Genomic DNA, 17,017 nt, shown 5'->3' on the forward strand with positions numbered 1-17,017 from the left:
AAGCTTTATCGAACATTTAAAATATAATTGCTTCCGGACCTTCCTACAATCCTTTCACAAACTCTTGCATTGCCGCGCCCGGCTCTTCCTGCCGCATAAAATTTTCGCCGATAAGGAAGCCGTTAAAGCCAGCTGTCTTCAATCGCTTAATGGTCTCCGTATCGCTGATAGCGCTTTCCGATACCTTCATAAATTCGGCGGGAATATGTTGTGCCAGTTGGAACGATGTTTCTACCGATACCGTAAAATCGGCCAGGTTACGGTTGTTTACGCCAATGGCATCTACATTGGGGTTAATGCTACGCTGCAGTTCTTCCAGGTTATGCACTTCCAGCAGTACATTCAAGCCCAAACTTTTGGCCAGCGATGCCAGCGTTTGGATCTCGGCAGGGGTGAGGATGGCGGCAATCAACAAAATGATATCCGCCCCCCAAGCCTTGGCTTCCAGTACCTGGTATTCGTCTATCATAAAATCCTTGCGCAGCAGGGGGATGTTGTTAACGCGGCGGGCAGCTAACAGATCGGCTGGCTGGCCCATAAAAAAGTCGGTATCCGTTAATACCGATATGGCCGATGCGCCTGCCGCGGCATAGCCAGTGGTTACCTCTCCAACCGTCACCTTATCGTTAATAATGCCTTTTGATGGCGAGCGGCGTTTAAACTCGGCAATAATACCGGTACGTTCCGGATCCAACAAAAACTCGCGGAACGAGTAAGGTTGCCTGTTGAAATATTCGGCCGCTTCCAGCTGGGCAATGCTTACCTGCTGTTTGGCCAAAGCTACTTCTTCTTTTTTGCGGATAACTATTTTATCGAGGATGGTGCCCCCCTGCCCCCTAAAGGGGGTGTTTATTTCGGATATCGTATTTTCCATTTCGGATGTATTCATCTATCAATTCATCATTTGCACATCTGCATATGCGCAAATATGCACATTCACTCCCTCTTTAGGGGGTTGGGGGGCATAACCAATTTTGCATCATCTCCTTCCCAAACTCGGTTAATACCGATTCGGGGTGAAATTGCACGCCACGCACATCGTATTCTTTATGGCACAAGGCCATTATTGAATTATCGGCTTCATCAATTGCTGTGATCTTTAAACTATCCGGCAAACCCTCGCGCGATACTACCCAGCTGTGGTAACGGCCAACTTTGAACGATGCCGGCAAGCCTTTAAACAGTTGCTCTTCGGTATCAGTTACTTTAATTGGGGTAGCAATACCATGCATCGGTCGGCTCAGATTGTACAGCGTCCCGCCAAAAACCTCGGCAATGGCCTGCTGGCCTAAACATACTCCAAATATACTTTTAGTTGGCGCATACGTTTTGATCACATCCAACAACAAACCGGCTTCGGATGGGATACCCGGGCCTGGCGAAAGGATAATGCGGCCGAACGCGTCCACATCCTCCAGTTTAAACTGGTCGTTGCGCCATACTTCGCATTCCAGGCCAATCTCGTTCACCAAATGCACCAGGTTATAGGTAAAAGAATCGTAGTTATCTATTATTAATATCTTGCTCATTTTTGTATTTAATTACGTCATTGCGAGGTACGAAGTTACGTTTAGAAGCCTCACCCTGCCCTCTCCTTTGGAGAGGGTTCTAAAAGAGTTTCTTAAGTCCTCTCCTTTGGAGAGGATTTAGGTGAGGCGTTCGCCGCTCTGCTCCTCTCAATGTCATTTTGTTTTTCCTAATCTCTAATTACTAACCTCTAATCACAATTCCGTAGCCATCTCCAGCGCTTTCCTTAGCGCCGCTATCTTATTATCCACTTCCTTTAATTCACTTTCCGCTATCGAATCGGCTACAATACCGGCACCGGCCTGGTAATGCAGCGTGTTATTCTTACTCAGGAACGAGCGGATCATAATGGCATGGTTAAAATCGCCATTGAAACCAAGGTAGCCAATGGCCCCGCTGTAAAAGCTGCGCTTAATGTTTTCATTCTCGTCGATGATCTCCATTGCCCGGTACTTTGGCGCGCCGCTTAGCGTACCGGCGGGGTAAGTATCGGCCACTATTTTAAACGATGACACTCCCGGGCGCAGGTTACCGCTCACGTGCGATACCAGGTGGATAAGGTGCGAGTAATACTGCACCTCTTTAAAAGCCTTCACTTCTACCTGTGTACAATGGCGGCTCAGGTCGTTACGGGCCAAATCAACCAGCATCACGTGCTCGGCCGATTCTTTAGGGTCGGCTTGCAGCTTGCGTGCTATTTCGGCATCCTTCTCATCGTCGCCACTGCGTTTAAAAGTACCGGCGATGGGGAATATGCTGGCCACGCGATTCTTTACCGTGATCTGCGCCTCGGGCGATGAGCCGAAGATGCGGAAATCGCCATAATCAAAATAGAACAGGTAAGGCGATGGGTTGATGGAGCGCAGCGCCCGGTAAACGTTAAACTCATCGCCGCTAAATTCCTGCGAGAACGCCCGTGACGGTACGATCTGGAATACATCGCCACGGTAAATGTGCTGCTTCATCTTCTCCACAATGGCCATAAAGCCCTCGTTGGTCAGGTTGCTTTGCTCGGTACCCGCGGTTTTAAAATGATATTCGGGAAAATTCTTATTGCGGATCAGGTACGAGATCTTTTCTAATCCCTGGCCATCGTTCTCATCGCCGGTTTGGTTCTCGAAGATGTAAAGTTCGTTCTTGAAGTGGTCGATAGCGATAATGTACCGGTAGATATGATATTGCATCTCGGGGATACGGCGCGCGGTGTCGTCCGACTGCTTCAATTTAATGGTTTCGAAATGCTCTACAGCTTCGTGGGTAAAATAGCCAAATAAGCCATTCGATATCATTTTCAAACCCGTCTCGGTAGTTTCAAAAGCGGCAAGGAAACTGTCTATCTTATCCAGCAATTCAAACTGGCCGGGCTGGTAGTTTTCCTTCGTGCCATCGGGGTATTTAATGTTCAGTTCACCTGCGGTGAGGGTTAAGCCGCCGATTGGTTCGCAGCAAACGTAGCTCATGCTGTTCTCGCGACTGTGATAGTCCGAACTTTCCAGCAGGAGGGCGTTGGGGAATACATCGCGCAGGCGCAGGTAAATGCTCACCGGCGTAGTGGTATCGGCTAACAGGCGTTTATGGGTAGTGTTTATTTTTATCTTTTTCATTTGTTGATGTGCTTTGGGGAGGGCCTATAACGAAAAAACCCGGCTATGGTGCGCCGGGTTCTCAAATAGGTTTATAATCGCTTAGTTATTTTAGGATCATAAATTTACCGGCTGCCAATTTAATTGGTGCCACCAGCTTAATTTATGGGCGATTTGAATCATTGGATAGCAAAAATATAAATAAATATTAAAGTGCAAACTTTTTCTGAAAAATAATTGTTAGCTGCTCATCCCAAATAAACCCCTGCCACTCTGTAATATAGCCACTACAATAATAACGGTAGCCAGCGTATAAAATATAGCGATAGCGCGATGTTTAGCTTCGGGCGTTGCGGCTTTTTTAGATTTGCTATGGCCAACGGTGATCAGCGCGATGGCAATGATCATCATGGTAATGTGCTCAACCGTCCAGTAGCGCAGGTCGTGATCCTTCATGGTATCGGCCGTAAACTTTACCCATGGACTTATAAAATACAGCACTAAACCAATCAGTAATTGGGTGTGCGCCGATATCATGGCAAACAAATTCATTTTGCGGTTACCCTCGGTATAAGGTTTTTTGCCCAGCCAGCCGGCCAGCGCCTGGATAATGGCCAATACAATCAGTATAAAAACGATATACCTGAAACCCGAATGGAAATTTTTAAAGAAGCTATACATGGCTTAGTTTTTTTGATGCCCAAATATATTAATAAATGTGGTTCGGCACAGACTTACGAAGTTTCTAAAAATCGTAAGTCTAAATTTTTACTTTACATGTTCGCGTAAGCCTACCTTGTAAGCTATAGCCATGTGCCTTCTAAATTCCGGGGTGATATCGGCCATATTGTACAGCCGGAAATGGTGTACAAAAAAGCGGTTGTTCAGGTTATCAATCTTGTAAAAGATAGTGTCATTGGGATGCGGTTCAACCATTACCAGGTGTCCATCTAAGTAATCGGTACCTAATTTATTGATGGAGGCGAAGCGCATTTTTACCAGTAGGGCCACCCGTGTTTTTACCGGGTGCAATTCGTATGGGCCGATGCTCTTGTACGCTTCCAAAAACTCATGGAATAACGATTGCGCGATTGCTGATCTGCCGGATAAAAAATGCTCAATAGCATATTGTCCGCAGGAATGGGACTGATTTTTATTGAAGAAATGCTGGTTACAGTTTGGACATTCCCACATGGTTCTACTGGTTTATAATTTCATCGGTGCAATCACAAATGATGGAGGCAAAGCCCCCGAAGCTTTTTTTCGAATTTTAACAGACCCGCAGATATTTGAGCACATTTGCTATGATCACAATAACTATTATAAAAACAACCAGCATTCCCGTTTTCTTTGTTTTTAGCTGATACGCTACCAGGAATGCTATTATCCAATGATATACCGCCATTACAAGATTGGCTATAACAAAATCTTCCATCGAAAAACCATCTACGTAACATCTAACCGATTGGAATACTATTTCGGCTATTCCCCCTATAGCAAAAGTCTGTACTGTGAGTTTAAGTATGCTGATATTTGCGTTTTGCTTCACTATCTTCTTTTCAGAAATAATAAAGACCGTCAGTATCATGATAAAAATTATCGGACCATTTGTTTTGATAGAAGTAGTTGGTATAAATTCAGGGATGTTTAGGCCCATTTCATAAAACGTATACCACAACACTAAATGTGCTGCAGCCAGTATTGCAGCAGCTATAATAATTATACTACTTATTGATCTCATCTACTAAACAAAAAAGACCGCGATTGCGGTCTTTAAATTTATAATAAAACGCGAAAAAATCAGCACAATCACAAAATCATTCTAAATCAGCGGTCATTTCTTCGCCTGCGCAATTACCTCGTTATTTAAGCGCACGTATTCATCTGTTTTATCTTTAGTGGCAGCTTCAACACCAGCCTGAGCCGCGGCTATAGCACCGGCTTTATCGCCTTTGCGCAACAGGATGCGGGCTTTCCATAACTTAGATACGTACGATGACATGTTGGGGTTCTTCTCCAGTTCGGTGGCCCAGGCTAAAGCCTTGTCCATATCCTTGTTGTTATTGTAGTAGTAGATCAGCGATTCATAATATGGTTTTCTTGCGGTACCCATAGCCGAATCGATACGGGCCATTACCTTAGCATCAATATCGGTAACGATATGGAATGCAAAGCCTGAATGTTCCCACTTCATTTGCAAGTCGCAGGTGGTAGGGGTAACGTTAATGAAATCTAAGGTCATGGTTTCTACCAGGTCTTTCAACTTGTCGGTTTTTACCTTGAAGCGCATCAGATCGTCCTTATCGCTATAGGTGTAAGCCCCCCACTGTTTTGGTTTTTTGCTGATGATGATGGTCCACTCGTCCTGGCCCGGGATGCTGAACAGGCCGTATTCGCCGGCTGGTACTTTTTGATCGTTGATGATCACATCATCAGTAAATTTCAGTACAGTAGCACTGTTGGCACCGGTACGCCAAACCACGTTGTAAAGCTCCATCCCGCCGAAGATCTTGCGGCCTTTTACATTTGGGCGGGCATAGGTTAGGGTAATTTTGCCCAGGCCAAATTGCTGGTTAATTACCTGTGTTGAACTTGGCGCCGGGGTTATTTGCGCAAAACCGGTGTAAGCCGACAGCGTTAAAGCCGCGGCAAATAATTTTACGATCAATTTTTTCATGTTCTTGGTTTTTAGTTTGATAGGACTAAGTTAGGTAAAATAGCTGATTAGCAAGTTGTTTAGTGTATCACCCTAATGGGGTGAATTTTGGATCGTTTGGTACTGTCTATTTAACTACAAAGGGCGCAAAGGTTTTCAAGTTCATGAACACAAAAGACACGGATCTTATAAAATTCGGCGCAACCTGATCTTTTTATCGGGCGTAGCCCGGAAAATTTTTTTGGATTTTAGGCTGTTTTTCACCGCCGCGTCATTGCGAGATACGAAGCAATCTCTACACCCTAATATCGGGTTTTATATCTACTCTGTATAGCTTAGAGATTGCTTCGTACCTCGCAATGACGCGCTGTATAATGTTTTTGGGAGTTAAAGTCCCAATTTAGCCGATATCTCCAGCATCCTTTCAATAGGTTTTACGGCATGTTCAATAATAGCTGCCGGTACTTCAATTTCCGGTGCTTCATTCTTCAGGCACAGGTATAGTTTTTCTAAAGTATTACGCTTCATATGCGGGCAATCGTTACAGGCGCAATTATTATTTGGCGGGGCGGGGATAAACACCTTATCGGGATTATCCTTTTGCATCTGGTGCAATATGCCGGCTTCTGTGGCTACTATAAATTCTTTATCGGGGTGCGATGTGGCGTATTTTAGTATACCGGTGGTAGATCCGATATAGTCGGCCATTTCCAAAATGGTATCCTCGCACTCAGGATGCGCCAGCAGTTTGGCACCAGGATGGCGCTCTTTCAGTTTGGTGATCTTTTCGCGGCTAAATATCTCGTGCACCATACAGGCACCATTCCACAATACCAGGTCGCGGCCTGTTTTTTTGGCTACGTATGCACCCAGGTTTTTATCAGGGCCGAAGATGATCTTTTGCTCAGGCGGCAGGCTTTCCACAATTTGTACGGCGTTGCTGCTGGTACATACAATATCGCTTAAAGCTTTCAGTTCGGCAGTGCAGTTTACGTAGGTGATCACCAGGTGATCGGGGTATTGCTCTTTAAACTTTTTGAACAGGTGAGGTGGACAGCTGTCGGCTAAACTGCAACCTGCCTTTACGTCGGGCAGTAAAACCTTTTTTGTGGGCGAAAGTATTTTGGCTGTTTCGGCCATAAAGTGTACGCCGGCGAATACGATAATATCGGCATCGGTTTTTGCAGCCTGTTGCGATAGGCCCAGGCTATCGCCAATATAATCGGCAATATCCTGTATATCTCCTTCCTGGTAATAGTGGGCCAGTATAACCGCATTCTTTTGTTTTTTTAATTTTTCAATTTCATCAAAAAGGTCAAGCGTTGGGTCGATGTATTCATCGGCGTAACCTTTCACATTTATTTCTGCTAAAGTATCCATTTCCACAATTCAAATAATAACAACTAATTATTTATATAAAATAAACCTATTGTTATTAAGGTGTTAATTCTGTTTAAAATTTGGTCTTAAAATCGGCTAAAATGTTTTTCTTAACTATTTATCAACAATTATTACGCATTCTGTTTTTATTAGATGATTGATTTTGAGCGTAATGAAACAATCAAGTTTTTTATTAAAGTTTATTTTGTTGAGATTTTAACGTGTTTAAAAATGTTAATTAGTACCAGACATCTGCTCGTAAATCACTCAAAAGTAATTTAAATTATAGGTAATTTGTGGACTTATCCACGATGAAATTATTTATCAGATATTTGCTTACACAAAATTAACATCTTTTAGGGCCCTTATTAACATCATACCTATTTTTAAACAGCTTTAACTTTTATATGACTAAAAATGTGGATTTCCTGGTCGTGGGATCGGGCATAGCAGGATTAAGTTTTGCACTAAAGGCGGCAAAACATGGTAAAGTACTGATAGTTACAAAAGCCAGCGAAGATGAGAGTAACACTAAGTATGCCCAGGGAGGCGTTGCGGTGGTTGTGGATAAAAAGGAAGATTCGTTTGAAAAACACATAGAAGACACCTTAATTGCCGGTGATGGCTTGTGCGATCCTGAAGTTGTGGAAATTGTAGTTGAGGAAGGACCGGAAAGAATTAAGGAAATTATTGACTACGGTACCAATTTCGACAAGACAAACGAAGGCTTTTATGATCTGGCCAAAGAGGGTGGCCATTCCGAATACCGGGTGTTGCATTATAAAGATATCACCGGCTTGGAGATAGAACGCACGCTTTTAAACCAGATCCATCAAAATCCGAATATCGAGATATTGACACATTATTTCGCGGTTGATCTGATCACCCAACATCATTTGGGCGAATATGTAGATAAATCGAGCGAGGATATTAAATGTTATGGAATTTACGCCTTTAATACGCATACTAATGTTGTTGAGAAGATACTATCGAAAATAACGGTAATGGCTGCAGGTGGTGCCGGGCATATTTATGCCATAACTACTAACCCAACTATTGCTACCGGCGATGGCGTGGCCATGGTATACCGGGCAAAGGGTAAAGTGCGTAATATGGAATTTATGCAATTTCATCCTACCGCTTTGTATAATCCAGGCGAGTATCCATCATTTTTAATATCCGAAGCTGTGCGTGGTTTTGGTGGTGTGTTGAAACGGATAAACGGCGAAGAATTTATGCAGGAGTATGATGCCCGCGGATCATTAGCTCCGCGTGATATTGTAGCCCGTGCCATAGATGCCGAGATCAAAAAATCGGGCGAGGATTATGTTTATTTAGATGTCCGGCATCGAAGCAAAAAAGACATCCTTGAACATTTCCCTAACATTTATGCTAAATGCCTGGATATAGGTATTGATATGACCCGCGATATGATCCCTGTTTCGCCGGCCTGTCATTATATGTGTGGTGGCGTACTGGTAGATCATTCCGGCAAATCATCAATCAATCGCTTATATGCTTGTGGAGAATGTGCATCAACCGGTTTACATGGTGCTAACCGTTTGGCTTCCAATTCTTTGCTTGAAGCTTTGGTATTTGCTCATCGTATTTATACCGATGCGGTTGTATCATTTGCTGAAAATCATATCCCCGGAAATATTCCCGATTGGGATGAAAAGGGTGTAAAGCTAAGTAATGAAGATATCCTGGTTACGCACAATATCCGCGAAATGCAAAAGTTGATGAATGACTATGTAGGTATTGTCCGGTCTGATTTCCGTTTGGAAAGGGCCATGCGTAGGTTGGGTTTATTATATGAGGAAACAGAATCTTTTTATAAGCAAACCAAGCTATCTGTTAAACTTTGCGAGCTGCGTAATTTAATACAGGTATCGTTTATAGTTGTAAAATCGGCTATGTTGCGGAAAGAGAGCAGGGGTTTGCATTATACTACGGATTATCCCGAGCATTTGCCAGTGGCGGAGGATACGGTGTTTTAATCACCACCTCGTCATTGCGAGGTACGAAGCAATCTCTACACACAATAAGTATATATGGCAACATTTGGTGGATATGTTTATATTATAACAAATAAATATAATGCTGTACTATATACAGGTGTTACATCAGAATTGTATAACCGTATTTGCAAGCATAAGAATAAAGAATATCCGACTGCTTTTAGTGCTAAATACAACTGTGATAAACTGGTTTATTATAGTGGATTCCCGACAATAAATGAAGCTATCGCAGAAGAAAAAAGAATTAAAGGATGTAGCAGGAATTATAAAATTGATCTTATTGAGTCAAAGAATCCAAAATGGATAGACTTATTTGATAATATTCCGGATGAGGCATAGCGTAGAGATTGCTTCGTACCTCGCAATGACGAGCTGATGAGATAGTGTCTACTTAGAGCGAAAAACGGGGTTCGAACCCGCGACCTTCAGTTTGGGAAACTGATGCTCTACCAGCTGAGCTATTTTCGCTTATGGTGCATCAAACATAAAAATTAAATTTCAACTTACGAAGTTTTGATAAACCTTTACCTTTAGGCTTTCATCATTAAGCTTAAAATAATGCCACTCATACTACCCGTAAAAGATAAAAACCCAACCTGGGGAAGCGATTGTTTTATTGCCGAAAACTGCACTATCGTTGGCGACGTCATCATGGGTGATAACTGCTCGGTTTGGTTTAACGCCGTTATTCGCGGCGATGTAAACTATATCCATATCGGCAATAATACCAATATACAGGATGGCGCCGTGATTCATGCTACCTACCTGCGTGCGGCTACTACAATTGGCAATAACGTATCTATCGGTCATAATGCCATTGTGCATGGTTGCGAGTTAAAAGATCATACGCTGATAGGAATGGGCGCTATTGTAATGGATCATGCTGTGGTAGAAGAATATGTAATTATCGGCGCAGGATCTGTTGTATTAGAAAATACGATATGTGAATCTGGTTATCTATATGCCGGCTCGCCGGCCAAAAAGATAAAACCTTTAACAGATCAGCAAAAGCAATTACTGGATAAACTGCCGCAGAATTATATGATGTATTCGGGATGGTTTATGGATAAATAAATATAGGTGAGACTTAAGAAGTTTCTGAAACTTCCTAAGTCTTATACTATTATATAAAAACTACGGTACTATCACCTCTTTAGGAATATCTACATTCCATTCATTTTCCCAATTGGGCCTAAGGGTAAATACATCGGGCATTAGGATGATGCTTTCCGGATACAGCTTTTTCTTTACGTTACCGCTGTCCCAGCGCCCGTTATTATTAGTGTCGTAAGTAACGCGCACACGATATTTACCAGCAAGAAAACCATTATGGGTAAGTGTGCTTGTTTTTTTAACGATATCCGTAATAACTACCCGTTTAGCTTCATTTAATACTTCTATAACATAACTCTTTGTGGAATCGGGCACAGATACCTTTAACACAATAATTCCATAATTTTCGGGCTTGTCAATCGTAAAGCTTTTAGGTAAGCGTTTATTTCTGTCTCCGTAAATAGTGGTAAAGGTTCCCTCGTTAAAGGTGAGTAAATACTTGGCCAGCTGCCGCCATCTATATTTCAGGATCACTTTTTTAGGATTAGCCGGATCTATGGTCATCGTAAAATTAGTGCGGCTTACCGAGTCTTCTAAAAATGTTACACGTGAAACATCAAGGCTTTCTATCGGCGCATTCATTGTTAAAACTAAGTCGGCGCCTGGCTTTAGCTTACTATCGGCGCTGATATTATAAGTAGGAATAACTGTGCGGGTATAAGTTTCTTTTAAGGATTTTTTCCTGCTTACGGTATCCAGTACCTTGCCGTTATCTATAAACGATACCGAAATGGAATCAAAATTCATATTCTTCAGATAGATGCTCGCCGTGTCCTTAGTTTTGCTGAAGTCAACTATCTTTTGTTTATCCAGATCCGCCGGGAAATTGATCCTGACGTCGGGATTATTTAATGGCATATTGAAGGTAAAGAAGAGTGAACCATCACTATTAAATTTGGCATCCGCCCTAAACTTATCCGTTTGTTTAAATAAAGCCAGCTGAACGTTCGATGTATCTTTTGTTACATGTATTGGCTTTTTCAAAAACGCGATCAGTTCATTCTCGTTGTCGTAAATTTTGTTGGGCGATTGTTCTTTCAGCGCGTAAATTCGATAATCGCCCTCATGCAAATTACCAAGTGTAAAATTGCCTGCCGAATCTGTAGTGGCAAATATGGTGGGTTTCTTTTTGCCATACATAACCGAATCCTGTTTTACCGGGAACAGCATTACGGTGGCGTCTTTTTCTTTTTCCTGGGTTTGGGTGTTTGTTACTGACCCCGAAACACTCAGCGAGTCGATGTGCGGTCCGGTAGAAAAAACGTAAGTGAAATTTTTGAGCACGTTGCTCTCGTTAACATCAACAATGGCTTTACCAAAATTAATAACGTAGGTGGTGTTTTTTTGAAGCGTATCTTTAAAATTGATCACTAAGCTTTTTCCCTTGGTTTTGTATTCCGGTAATTTTTCCATCGCCGGGCTCATTACAATTTCCTGGTAGGTGTTGCTTAATTTAAAATATTCGTCAAAATCTAATTTGATGGAGGTGGCTTTAAAATTTCGGGTTTGATTTGCAGGTGTCGCCAGTAATAATTTTGGCGGCGTTCGATCTCGTGGGCCACCCATGGGTTTTTGGATGCTGGCACAACCAAAAATTAATAAGACTGCTAAAATCAACAGCGAAATTTGCCCTAAAAAACCTGATTTTAAATTTGAACCCATTTTTAAGCGATATGAGCGATTTTTATGTTTTTACGAATACTGATATTAAAAATTTAAAATAACCGGTTTAAAGCGATATTTTATAAATAACTGATTATCAGATATTTAATTATTATTTTGACATATGTACCATTAAAACAGAAATATCTGATGGCGATACCCCTGAAATACGCGAAGCCTGTCCTAATGTTCTTGGTTTTATTCTCACCAATTTTTCACGTGCTTCTTTTGACAGTGACACCAGTGTTTGATAATTGAAATCCGGGTCGATGGATTTGTCCTCCATCTTCTTCATCTTTTCTACTATCTCATTTTCCTTTTCAAAATAACTCTCATATTTAATTTTTATTTCAGCCTGCTCAATAGTTTCTTTATCATAATTTGATAATAGTTCAGCGAGGTTGTTATCAGCGCGACGAAGATCATTAAATGATACCTGTGGGCGGCTTAATAAATTAAATAGTTTGGCTGCCTGCGTGATAGCGCTCGTACCTAATTCTTCCAGTAAGCCGTTCACTTCGGTCATGCCAATGGATGTCTTTTTAGTGTGCGCTACCAGGTCATCAGAATTTTTTATCTTCTGATTTACCTTTTCCAGGCGCTCATCACTAATTAAACCTAATTGATGGCCAATAGGGCTTAACCTGATATCAGCATTATCCTGACGTAACAATAGCCTATGCTCGGCCCTTGAGGTGAACATGCGATAAGGCTCTTCGGTACCTTTGGTTACCAGGTCATCTATCAAAACTCCGATGTATGATTCCGATCTTTTCAGGATCAACTCATGTTTATCATGCACTTTTTGGTGGACGTTTATGCCGGCAATCATGCCTTGCGATCCCGCTTCTTCGTAGCCTGTAGTACCATTTATCTGCCCGGCAAAGAATAAATTACTGATCAGTTTGGTCTCTAAAGTCAGATCTAACTGGGTAGGCGGGAAGTAATCATACTCAATGGCATAGCCAGGCCGGAACATTTTAGCATTTTCGAAGCCTGGTATTTGTATCAAAGCCCGGTATTGCACATCTTCAGGCAGGGAGGTAGAAAAGCCGTTTACATAGATCTCGCAGGTATTCCAGCCTTCGGGTTCTACAAATATTTGATGACGGTCGCGCTCAGCAAAGCGGTTGATCTTATCTTCGATGGATGGACAATACCTGGGGCCTAAACCTTTAATACGTCCTGTAAACATTGGCGACTTTTCAAAGCCTTCTTTCAATGTATCGTGTACGTTTAAATTGGTATAAGTGATCCAGCAGCAGCGCTGATCTTTGCTTATTTCGGTATCGGTATAGCTGAATTTACCTGCATCCTGGTCGCCCCATTGCTCTTCCATCAGGCTATAATTTAGGCTGCGGCCATCTACGCGGGGTGGGGTACCGGTCTTCATACGACCTGCTTCAAAGCCTAATGTAACCAGTTGTTCAGTTAATCCGGTAGCTGCTTTCTCGCCAGTACGGCCACCACCAAAGCGTTTTTCTCCAATATGTATAAGGCCATTCAGGAAGGTTCCGTTAGTTAATACTACCGCACTGCCCTCAATTTCTACCCCGATAGATGTTTTTACACCTACTACGGTATTGTTTTTAATGATCAGTGAGGATACCATATCCTGCCAAAAATCAACGTTTGGCGTACGTTCAAGAGCTATACGCCACTCTTCGGCAAAGCGCATGCGGTCTGTTTGGGCACGTGGACTCCACATAGCGGGCCCTTTGCTTAAGTTAAGCATACGGAACTGTATAGTAGATTTATCGGTTATTATACCCGAATAACCGCCCATCGCATCTATTTCACGCACTATTTGCCCCTTTGCCACACCACCCATAGCAGGATTACAGCTCATTTGGGCAATAGTACCCATATTCATGGTAATTAGTAATACCGATGAACCCATATTGGCAGCGGCAGCTGCAGCTTCACAGCCTGCATGACCAGCACCAACAACTATAACATCATATTTTTTAAACACCTTAACCTCCTTTGTTCCACGTGGAACATTAAGTTTTATTGTTTTTACCATGTTTCACGTGGAACATGGTGTATATAGCGTCGGTTAGGACGCGAAATTTATTATTTTACGGATGTTCCACGTGAAACTTTAAGTAAAGAAAATAGCGCTACAAGGCACCAAACACCTTCTAATAGCACAAAAGGGTAGAAGCTGATCATATAAGATGATACGCCACACATGCCCGCGCCTATAAAATTTAACGAAGCATACAGTTTACCGTCCGATTCGATGCGTTTAGTTAAATTTAAAAAGAAACCAACCAGTAAAATGGTAACACCAACTGATGCTATAATGTCTGATAGTTTCATATTTATGCTTCGTTTAGTTCAGTTAATTCCATCCAACGCACACTTTTATCATCTATCTGGTTACTCAGGTTCTTTATTTTATGCGCGATATCACTCAATTCCTGGTGGCTTGTTATACTGCCTGAGTTCATTTCGGTTGTAAGAACGGCCATCTCTTTTTCTAATTTGGCTATATCACCTTCAATAGTTTCAAGTTCCTTTTGCTCTTTAAAGCTTAATTTGTTCTTTTTAGGCTGGGCTACAGGTTCAACATAAGCAGGTTTTTCGTTGCTTTGCTTACGGGCTGCCTGTTTCTGCTCATCCAGTTCCTGTCTGTACGATGAGTAATTACCGTTAAATATCCTTACATCGCCATTACCTTCCATAATAAAAAGCTGGTCGGTTAACTTGTCCAGTAAATACCTGTCGTGCGATACCAGCATTAATACACCCGAATAATTTACCAGAAACTCTTCCAATACGTTCAATGTATCAATATCCAAATCGTTGGTAGGCTCATCCAGTATCAGGAAGTTTGGATTCTTCATCAGCAGGTTCATCAACTGCAAACGTTTTTTCTCGCCACCGCTCAGGTTAGCTATAAAGCCATACTGCTTTTTAGGCGGGAAAAGGAACAAAGTAAGCAGGGCAGAAGCAGTTATAGTCTTCCCATCGGCCATGGTGATGTATTCGGCTACATTCTTTACTACGTCTATCACCCGGTCATCATCTTTAAAGGTAATGCCGCTTTGATGGAAATAGCCCATAATGGTGGTTTCGCCTTTTTCTACAATACCTTTATCTGGTGTAAGGCCGTTGGTAATGATATTTAATAGGGTAGATTTACCGCTACCATTCTTGCCGGCCAAACCGATACGGTCGCCTTTTTTAAATACATAGCTAAAATCAGTCATAATGGTTTGCCCATTGAATGATTTTGCCAGGTGATGCAGTTCTAATATTTTATTACCCTGGCGTGCGGTTTTCACACTTAGTTCCACCTTATCTTTCGGACCGCGGTTCTTGGTTTTTTCTTCCAACTCGTAATAAGCATCAATACGTGCTTTAGATTTGGTACCACGTGCCTGTGGTTGGCGGCGCATCCATTCCAACTCCTTTTTAAGCAGGTTACTGTTCTTGGCGAAAGCAGCAGCATCGGCCGATTCGCGTTCGGCTTTTTTCTCCAGGTAGTATGCATAGTTACCTACGTAGGGGATGATCTTGCCATTATCCAGTTCCAATATTTCATTACAAACATTATCCAGGAAATACCTGTCGTGCGTAACCATCAGGATGGTTTTATTACCCTCGGTAAGCAGTTTTTCCAGCCACTCAATGGTATCAATATCCAAGTGGTTGGTAGGCTCGTCCAGTATATAAATATCCGGATCTTCAATCAGCAAACGGGCAAGGGCTAAACGTTTCTTCTGCCCGCCCGAAAGTGTAGTGATCTGCTGATTGAGGTGATGAATATCCAATCGTCCCAAAATGGTTTTGATGTTATACTCATACTCCCATGCATTCAGATCGCTGATCTCGCCGGTGATGCGTTCCATTTCGGCCATATTCTCCGGGTCGTTTTCCATCAACTCCTCATACTCGCGTATCAGCTGCTGTTGGCGGTTATCGGCATGGAAAATATAATCGCTGATGGTGTAAGCTTTATCAAACTGCGGGTCCTGGTCAAGAAAACCCATGTTCAGATCGCGGGCCTGTACAGCTTTACCCTCGGTAGGGTTCAACTTGCCCGAAAGTATCTTGAGCAGGGTAGATTTACCTGCCCCATTAATGCCCACCAGTGCTACCCTGCGCCCCCGGTTAATGCCGATGGTGAGGTTTTTAAACAGCCAGTGATCCTGGAAAGAGTGGCCTAAATTCTCGGCCGAGATATACGTACTCACTTATATTTTTTTAGTTCGTTATACTGGTACGTAAATATACCAGTCTGATTATCAATTGATTGCGATATCATCGCCTTGGCTACAATACTACCTGGTATGCTATGATATTTGGTTAAGCTACCCATCAGCAGCGGATCAACCAGTTTCATTATGGCATTTATCGCCGACTCGCTAAACCGTAATTTTTCTTTACGGCCGGTCAGCATTGATGGCCGGTAAATATGTAACGATGGTATGCCTGCCTTTTTCAGATCATCCTCGGTTTCGCCTTTCAATTTCAGATAAGCGTTTGATGAAGCTGCATCTGCCCCAACCGATGATACCCAATGAAACTGTCGAACGCCATTTTTCAGCGCTAATTGTGCCAGGCGAATGGGATAATCGTGATCTATTTTGCGATACAATATTTTATCGGGCGTTTGCCCAACCGTTGTGCCTAAACAACTAAATACAGCATCGCCGGTAAACTGATCAGCATATTTATCCAACTGGTCAAAGTCGATCACCAACTGCTCCAGTTTTGGATGCTGTACAGGCAGCGGCCTGCGTGTCAATACTAAAACCTGGTCATAAACATCCCCATCCAATAGCTGCTGTAATAAATGGCTGCCTATCAGTCCGCTTGCACCCGCTATGATCGCTTTTTTGGCCAAGGTAAAATTTTTGCAAAAATAAGTATAAATAAATTAGGACTGCTGCTTTGGGATGATTTGTGTGATTGCGGTGATGGTCTGAACCATGATTTACCCGATTTGTTGGATTACAGGATCATCTTACAATCCTTAAATCAAGAAAAACATGGTCAAACAAATAACCAACATATTTGTCGTACTGCTGTAATTAGCCAATAATAAACGGGTGATACCCCAA

General features: G+C 42.4%; 16 protein-coding genes and 1 tRNA gene. 3 read left to right on the forward strand and 14 right to left on the reverse strand.

The genetic code is table 11. The annotated features are described in order from the left end of the window. Window positions 1-43 precede the first annotated feature (43 nt). From trpC to nadA, 8 genes are all read right to left on the reverse strand, one after another. The gene (gene trpC, locus HQ865_RS21620; RefSeq protein WP_173417883.1) at window positions 44-874 is read right to left on the reverse strand and encodes an indole-3-glycerol phosphate synthase TrpC; all 831 of its coding nucleotides are present in this window, start codon (window positions 872-874) and stop codon (window positions 44-46) included. 73 nt (window positions 875-947) lie between these two features. Next, window positions 948-1,529 carry an anthranilate synthase component II gene (locus HQ865_RS21625; RefSeq protein ID WP_173416900.1) on the reverse strand — a complete coding sequence of 194 codons (582 nt, stop codon included), beginning with the start codon at window positions 1,527-1,529 and terminating at the stop codon, window positions 948-950. Window positions 1,530-1,721: 192 nt separating this feature from the next. Next, on the reverse strand, window positions 1,722-3,131 hold the full coding sequence (locus tag HQ865_RS21630; protein WP_173416901.1) for an anthranilate synthase component I family protein: 1,410 nt from the start codon (window positions 3,129-3,131) through the stop codon (window positions 1,722-1,724). 219 nt (window positions 3,132-3,350) lie between these two features. Continuing rightward, window positions 3,351-3,791, reverse strand: a complete 441-nt coding sequence (locus tag HQ865_RS21635) for a cytochrome B (RefSeq protein WP_173416902.1) — start codon at window positions 3,789-3,791, stop codon at window positions 3,351-3,353. An 87-nt stretch (window positions 3,792-3,878) separates the two neighbouring features. Next, window positions 3,879-4,175, reverse strand: coding sequence for a hypothetical protein (locus HQ865_RS21640; protein WP_173416903.1), 297 nt, complete (start codon window positions 4,173-4,175; stop codon window positions 3,879-3,881). A 205-nt stretch (window positions 4,176-4,380) separates the two neighbouring features. Then, the gene (locus HQ865_RS21645; protein ID WP_173416904.1) at window positions 4,381-4,851 is read right to left on the reverse strand and encodes a hypothetical protein; all 471 of its coding nucleotides are present in this window, start codon (window positions 4,849-4,851) and stop codon (window positions 4,381-4,383) included. Window positions 4,852-4,944: 93 nt separating this feature from the next. Continuing rightward, a complete protein-coding gene (locus HQ865_RS21650) occupies window positions 4,945-5,787 on the reverse strand; it encodes a DUF2911 domain-containing protein (protein WP_173416905.1) in 843 nt (280 codons plus the stop codon). A 366-nt stretch (window positions 5,788-6,153) separates the two neighbouring features. Beyond that, window positions 6,154-7,146 (reverse strand): quinolinate synthase NadA, encoded by a 993-nt coding sequence (gene nadA / locus HQ865_RS21655; RefSeq protein WP_173416906.1) that lies wholly within the window; start codon window positions 7,144-7,146, stop codon window positions 6,154-6,156. A gap of 407 nt (window positions 7,147-7,553) precedes the next feature. On the opposite strand from nadA, the gene nadB reads away from it, so the two are divergent. Then, window positions 7,554-9,146: an L-aspartate oxidase gene (nadB, locus tag HQ865_RS21660; protein ID WP_173416907.1), complete on the forward strand. Its 1,593-nt coding sequence runs from the start codon at window positions 7,554-7,556 to the stop codon at window positions 9,144-9,146. 54 nt (window positions 9,147-9,200) lie between these two features. Then, a complete protein-coding gene (locus HQ865_RS21665; RefSeq protein ID WP_173416908.1) occupies window positions 9,201-9,506 on the forward strand; it encodes a GIY-YIG nuclease family protein in 306 nt (101 codons plus the stop codon). A gap of 56 nt (window positions 9,507-9,562) precedes the next feature. On the opposite strand, the gene HQ865_RS21670 is transcribed toward HQ865_RS21665, so the two are convergent. Beyond that, a tRNA-Gly gene (locus HQ865_RS21670) sits at window positions 9,563-9,635 on the reverse strand. Between the two features lie 90 nt (window positions 9,636-9,725). Here HQ865_RS21670 and HQ865_RS21675 point away from each other — a divergent pair. Beyond that, entirely contained in the window at window positions 9,726-10,241 is a 516-nt protein-coding gene (locus HQ865_RS21675) for a gamma carbonic anhydrase family protein (protein ID WP_173416909.1), read from the forward strand. Between the two features lie 60 nt (window positions 10,242-10,301). Here the strand turns inward: HQ865_RS21675 and HQ865_RS21680 are convergent, their stop codons facing one another. The 5 genes from HQ865_RS21680 to HQ865_RS21700 form a co-directional block, all read right to left on the reverse strand. Next, a complete protein-coding gene (locus HQ865_RS21680; RefSeq protein ID WP_173416910.1) occupies window positions 10,302-11,846 on the reverse strand; it encodes an Ig-like domain-containing protein in 1,545 nt (514 codons plus the stop codon). Window positions 11,847-12,054: 208 nt separating this feature from the next. Further along, window positions 12,055-13,917, reverse strand: coding sequence for a tRNA uridine-5-carboxymethylaminomethyl(34) synthesis enzyme MnmG (gene mnmG, locus HQ865_RS21685; RefSeq protein ID WP_237073815.1), 1,863 nt, complete (start codon window positions 13,915-13,917; stop codon window positions 12,055-12,057). 101 nt (window positions 13,918-14,018) lie between these two features. Then, window positions 14,019-14,267 (reverse strand): CBU_0592 family membrane protein, encoded by a 249-nt coding sequence (locus tag HQ865_RS21690; protein WP_202020414.1) that lies wholly within the window; start codon window positions 14,265-14,267, stop codon window positions 14,019-14,021. Between the two features lie 2 nt (window positions 14,268-14,269). Then, the gene (locus tag HQ865_RS21695; RefSeq protein ID WP_173416912.1) at window positions 14,270-16,147 is read right to left on the reverse strand and encodes an ABC-F family ATP-binding cassette domain-containing protein; all 1,878 of its coding nucleotides are present in this window, start codon (window positions 16,145-16,147) and stop codon (window positions 14,270-14,272) included. Further along, window positions 16,144-16,800 carry an oxidoreductase gene (locus HQ865_RS21700; protein WP_173416913.1) on the reverse strand — a complete coding sequence of 219 codons (657 nt, stop codon included), beginning with the start codon at window positions 16,798-16,800 and terminating at the stop codon, window positions 16,144-16,146. The genes HQ865_RS21695 and HQ865_RS21700 overlap by 4 nt, the downstream gene beginning before the upstream one ends. Window positions 16,801-17,017 lie beyond the last annotated feature (217 nt).

The organism is Mucilaginibacter mali (assembly GCF_013283875.1).
In the GTDB taxonomy this organism is placed as follows: Bacteria; Bacteroidota; Bacteroidia; order Sphingobacteriales; family Sphingobacteriaceae; genus Mucilaginibacter; species Mucilaginibacter mali.